Consider the following 4476-nt stretch of genomic DNA (forward strand, 5'->3'; position numbering starts at 1 on the left):
AACTAGGGCTGAATACCCTCAATCTTGGCCAGACGATTCAAACAGCCTTGACGGGGTTTGTGCCAACGCGGCTGCAACGGGGCGATCGCCTCGTCGATATTCGCGTCCAACTCAACAGTGAGAGCATCCAAAACCCTGCCGACCTGGCCACGATTCCCCTTTTTACCGCCAATAACCATCCCCTCCGCCTTGGGGATGTCGCTCGCATCGAACCCAGTCAAGCACCGGCGGAAATTCGGCGGATCAATCGGCAGCAAGTCTTTATGCTGGCGGGTAATCTGGTCGAAGGCGCCAGTCTCAGTGCGGCACTTGCTGAGACCAACGCCATTCTGAGGGAGCTTGAGTTCCCACCGGGGGTGTCCCTGATGCCCAGTACAGCAGCTCAAGCCAATCAGCAATTGCAGCAGGCCTTAGGGGTCTTGGGCAGTTTGGCGGCCTTTCTCGTGTTTGTGGTCATGGCGGTACAGTACAACTCGCTGCTTGACCCCCTAGTGATTATGTTTACCATTCCCTTGGCTCTGGCCGGTGGAATTTGGGGCTTGTACCTGACACGGACGGCCATTGGCGCCACGGTAATTGTCGGGGCCATTTTACTGGTGGGAATTGTCGTCAACAATGCCATCATCATGGTGGAACTGGCCAACGAAATTTACCAGCAGCAGGGCTGTAGCCGTAGCCAAGCCATTCGCAAAGCTGCCCCTGCCCGTCTGCGCCCGATTATGATGACCACGATTACAACGGTGGTGGGCATGTTCCCCTTGGCATTGGGGCTAGGGGAAGGCTCAGAATTTTTGCAGCCCCTTGGCATTGTTGTGTTTTCTGGCTTAGCGGTGGCAACACTGCTCACCCTCTTTCTCATTCCCTGTTTTTATGTGATTCTGCATGGCTTTGAGCGTACCACCCACCGCAGTCTTCCTGCGCCATTGCCAGCACCCGCTGTTCCCCCAACGGGCGCCTCCCCTGAGGAGCTTCAGCAACACTAATGCAGTAGCTCAACATTACGGCTTAGATTACGGTTTAGATGGGTAGTGACGCTGCTGCCCAAGTCCTGCCGATGACCACTGTTGACCCTATTGCCATTGGCCAAGATACCCTCCTCGAAGTACGCCAACTGAGTGTGTTCTCCCGTAATCAACCGCTGCTTAGGAATGTCAGCCTCACTATTTACCCGCGACAATGGGTGACATTGATCGGTGCCTCGGGGTCTGGCACAAGCCTACTGTTAAGGTGTTTGAACCGCTTGATTGAACTTTTTCCGAATCTCCACATGACTGGAGAAATTCACTATCGGCAGCATGCCCTCAAGTAGGTGGAATGTATCACAACTGCGCTGTCGTATGCCCCTGAAGCCCCAGTCTTTATTTCCAAAATCAATTTATGACAACGTTGCCTTTAGTGCCCGTGTGCATGGCTATCAGGGGGATCTCGATGCCCTTGTGCAATCTTCCTTGGAACAGGTGGATCTGTGGCAAACTCTGAAAAATCATTTAGGCGAGCTGGCATTACACCTGCCCCTAGAGCAGCAATAGCGTCTTTGCCTAGCGTGGGCGATCGCCCTGCAACCGGAGATTTGCTACTGGATGACCCCTGCATGGGGCTAGATACTGCTGCTACTCGCCTTATGTGAGGAGTGTCTGTGTCACCTCAAACACACCTAACTGTGATCATGGCAACCCATCACCTGCCACAGGTAGCGCCGATTTCCGACTGGACGGCCTTTTTAGCCCTGCAAACCAATAGCCAGGGACAGACAACGGGGCAACTGATTGAGTACGCTCCCAGCTCCTTACTTTTTCAAAGGCCAGCAGATCCCTCAACCCGCGATTATGTCAGTGGTCGGTTCTAGGTGTTCCCAATGAGCAGCCGTTTGGCAATGAACCCGTATAGAATTGGGGTGTAAAAGCTAACCTAAATGTAGAGAAAGCTAGGTTGTTTAGCTTTACCTCGGGAAATAGAGATAAGCCATGGGAATCTTAGGTTGGTTGGATGGGTCGTGGAATAGGGCATCATATCTATGATTATCTGTTCCGAGTGTTTCCATCCCAATCCCGTTGGTGCTGTTCAATGTGAAGCGTGCTTTTCGCCCATGCCCAGTATGACTCCGTGTCCAAATTGTGGTGCCCCAGTTCAACCAGAGGCTAGTTTTTGTGGCCAATGTGGTTTTAATTTGCGTCGCATTGCCGTCAGCCCACCCCCAATGCCAGAGGTGATGCACCAGACAGCCAGTGCTGCACCAACAGTGGGACCCGTTGCCCATCAAGGCCGCCTGCCAAGGCTATCCCCGCCGCCCCCACCACCGGCTCATGTCTTCTCCGTTGAGATTGCCACTATTGAAGCTAAGCTGATTCATGTGCAAACTCGCACCGAACTGCACATTCCCACGGGGCGTCCTGTTATTCATATTGGCAAGCCCAATGATCGTATTCCCCCCGATATTGATGTGGCTGGCTTTCCCAACTCAGAAATTGTCTCCCGTATCCACGCGGATCTGCGCATTGAGGGGAATGCCCACTATATTGAAGATGTGGGAAGTGCCAATGGAACTTACATTAACAATACTCCCCTATATCCGGGCAATCGTCACCGCCTGCAATCGGGCGATCGCATTGCATTGGGCAAGGGAGATTTAGTCACTTTTATCTATGAACGTATGTCCTAGTTCTTTTAGAGTGTATTCAGGTACGAAGAGGCGGTTAGACAAGGTGATTACATTGACATTGCTCCATCCGGTTCAAGCCACCCCAGTCCAAAGCTGGACCTTTGAGAATGAAAATGTTATCCGCATTGGCCGAGCAGTTGATAATCATGTCGTGCTCTATAGCGCGGTAGTGTCGCGTCACCATGTGGAGCTCCGTCGTAATGGTTTGCAATGGGAAGTGGTCAACCTTGGCACTAACGGCACCTATTTGGATGGCAAACGCATTCAGCAGGCAACCTTGACGGATGGTGGCATCCTGCGCTTGGCACGCTCTGGCCCCAATATTCAAATTCGCCTTGGTTCTGATCAGCGTCCTGCCACTCCCAGTGCCCGCATGGAAACGGTGCCTGAAGGTCGCTTAGTAGATGTTGAGAAGGGCACCTATGCAGGGGAAGAAGAAGCCATTGGTACAGCGGCCGAACCCCCATCCCGTGCCGAAGAAAGCACCCCCACCTCCAGTAGTAGCAGTGTCACCGCCCAAGAGGAGGAAGAGGCTGAGTTTGCAGTCACAGGTCAACTGCCAGTTCATTTACTCAGCGAGTGGCGTGCTCCCCCCGATTGCCAGCACAACCATGCCCAAGAAAACGATATTTTTTGCATTGATTGCGGTGTGCCTCTGCGGGTCTGGAAAACCCTCGGTAACTACCAGATTATTCGTGCCCTTGGTCAAAGCAATATTTATTTGGGGTGGCGCAGTGGCCTAGCAGCAGTGATTAAGGGACATAGTCTTGCTGCCTCACGGGAGGAAATCCGTGCCTTTCGGCGCCAAGCGCGGCAATTGTGCAACATCCAACATCCGGTCTTACCCCAATTTTGGGAAGCCTTTCAGTGCGGCAGTGATTCCTATTTGGTTTCGGAAATGGTCTATGGCCAATCCCTCAAGCAGCGGGTTCAAAAACAAGGGTCAATGAACGTGATTGAGGTCAGTCGTTGGCTCATTCCTGTGTGTGAGTTGCTTGAAATGCTGCACCAGCAAGACCCCCCTGTGTTGCATTTACACATTCGTCCCTCCAATCTCATTCATCCCTACGTCAAACGGCAAGCAACAGAACTCGTGCTCGTGGGCTGGGGTAAAGCATCCGTCTTAACCTCTGAATCTGGAACATTTATTGGTACTGTGGGCTATTCGGCACCAGAACAACAGGAGGGAAAACCCGAGCCGGCCTCAGATCTGTTTGCCTTGGGGGCAACAATGGTGTATTTACTCACGGGCTATGAACCGGAGACCTATTTCCGCTGGGGCACCCGTGAGTATCGTCTCTATGCCGAGGACATTCCCCATTTAGATCCGCTAATGGTGGATTTGATTAACTGCTTGACCCACCCCGATCCTCGGGAACGCTATCCTAATGCTGCCGAAGTCAAGAAACGCTTGCAGGAAATTGCAACTATTACCCCCGCAGTCTCTTCAAGTGCTTCATAGAACATCAATTTTCACCCAGCACTTGCACGCTTCCAGAGGGCATCAAGACCAACCGCAGTAAAATCGGGCGATCGCCCCCAAAGGGACTGGCCAGAGGACTTTGCTGTAAAGGTATTGGCGTGCGATCAATAAAACGAACTGCCGCACCATTCAGGGGCAGTGCTTGGGCAAGGGTGCCATCGGGATTGAGGACAATGCGGTACTCCAGACTCGTGTCTAGGCTGGCCGGCGGGCGCCAACGGTCTTGAAAATAGGTTTTCACCTCACGCAGGGTAGTTGCAGGGATGGGGGTTGTTTCAGCTGGGGGAGTGCTCATTGGGGCAACTTCAATACCAGCAGGTGCGCGCTTAGTGGG

General features: G+C 52.8%; 6 protein-coding genes and 1 pseudogene. 6 read left to right on the forward strand and 1 reads right to left on the reverse strand.

The window, feature by feature from the left end; genetic code table 11:
- The 6 genes from H8Q75_RS02615 to H8Q75_RS02640 all read left to right on the forward strand — a co-directional run.
- On the forward strand, positions 1-983 hold a 983-nt coding region (locus H8Q75_RS02615; RefSeq protein ID WP_297040253.1), incomplete at its 5' end, for an efflux RND transporter permease subunit.
- Positions 984-1021: 38 nt separating this feature from the next.
- A complete protein-coding gene (locus tag H8Q75_RS02620; RefSeq protein WP_051372767.1) occupies positions 1022-1309 on the forward strand; it encodes an ATP-binding cassette domain-containing protein in 288 nt (95 codons plus the stop codon).
- A gap of 28 nt (positions 1310-1337) precedes the next feature.
- Positions 1338-1529 (forward strand): hypothetical protein, encoded by a 192-nt coding sequence (locus H8Q75_RS02625; RefSeq protein ID WP_051372766.1) that lies wholly within the window; start codon positions 1338-1340, stop codon positions 1527-1529.
- A gap of 107 nt (positions 1530-1636) precedes the next feature.
- Positions 1637-1846 (forward strand): hypothetical protein, encoded by a 210-nt coding sequence (locus tag H8Q75_RS02630; RefSeq protein ID WP_157869642.1) that lies wholly within the window; start codon positions 1637-1639, stop codon positions 1844-1846.
- Positions 1847-2014: 168 nt separating this feature from the next.
- A complete protein-coding gene (locus H8Q75_RS02635; RefSeq protein ID WP_024124338.1) occupies positions 2015-2659 on the forward strand; it encodes an FHA domain-containing protein in 645 nt (214 codons plus the stop codon).
- A 43-nt stretch (positions 2660-2702) separates the two neighbouring features.
- Positions 2703-4121, forward strand: a complete 1419-nt coding sequence (locus tag H8Q75_RS02640) for an FHA domain-containing protein (protein WP_024124337.1) — start codon at positions 2703-2705, stop codon at positions 4119-4121.
- A 4-nt stretch (positions 4122-4125) separates the two neighbouring features.
- Here the strand turns inward: H8Q75_RS02640 and H8Q75_RS02645 are convergent.
- Positions 4126-4476: pseudogene (locus tag H8Q75_RS02645) on the reverse strand (hypothetical protein); the annotation flags it as partial.

Source organism: Thermosynechococcus sp. OHK43 (assembly GCF_014466085.1).
GTDB lineage: Bacteria > Cyanobacteriota > Cyanobacteriia > Thermosynechococcales > Thermosynechococcaceae > Thermosynechococcus.

What these genes read in the sequence shown, in the direction of transcription:
- H8Q75_RS02620 (WP_051372767.1), top strand. Translation starts at nt 1,022, where the DNA reads ATGGGTAGTGACGCTGCTGCCCAAGTCCTGCCGATGACCACTGTTGAC.
- H8Q75_RS02625 (WP_051372766.1), top strand. Translation starts at nt 1,338, where the DNA reads ATGCCCCTGAAGCCCCAGTCTTTATTTCCAAAATCAATTTATGACAAC.
- H8Q75_RS02635 (WP_024124338.1), top strand. Translation starts at nt 2,015, where the DNA reads ATGATTATCTGTTCCGAGTGTTTCCATCCCAATCCCGTTGGTGCTGTT.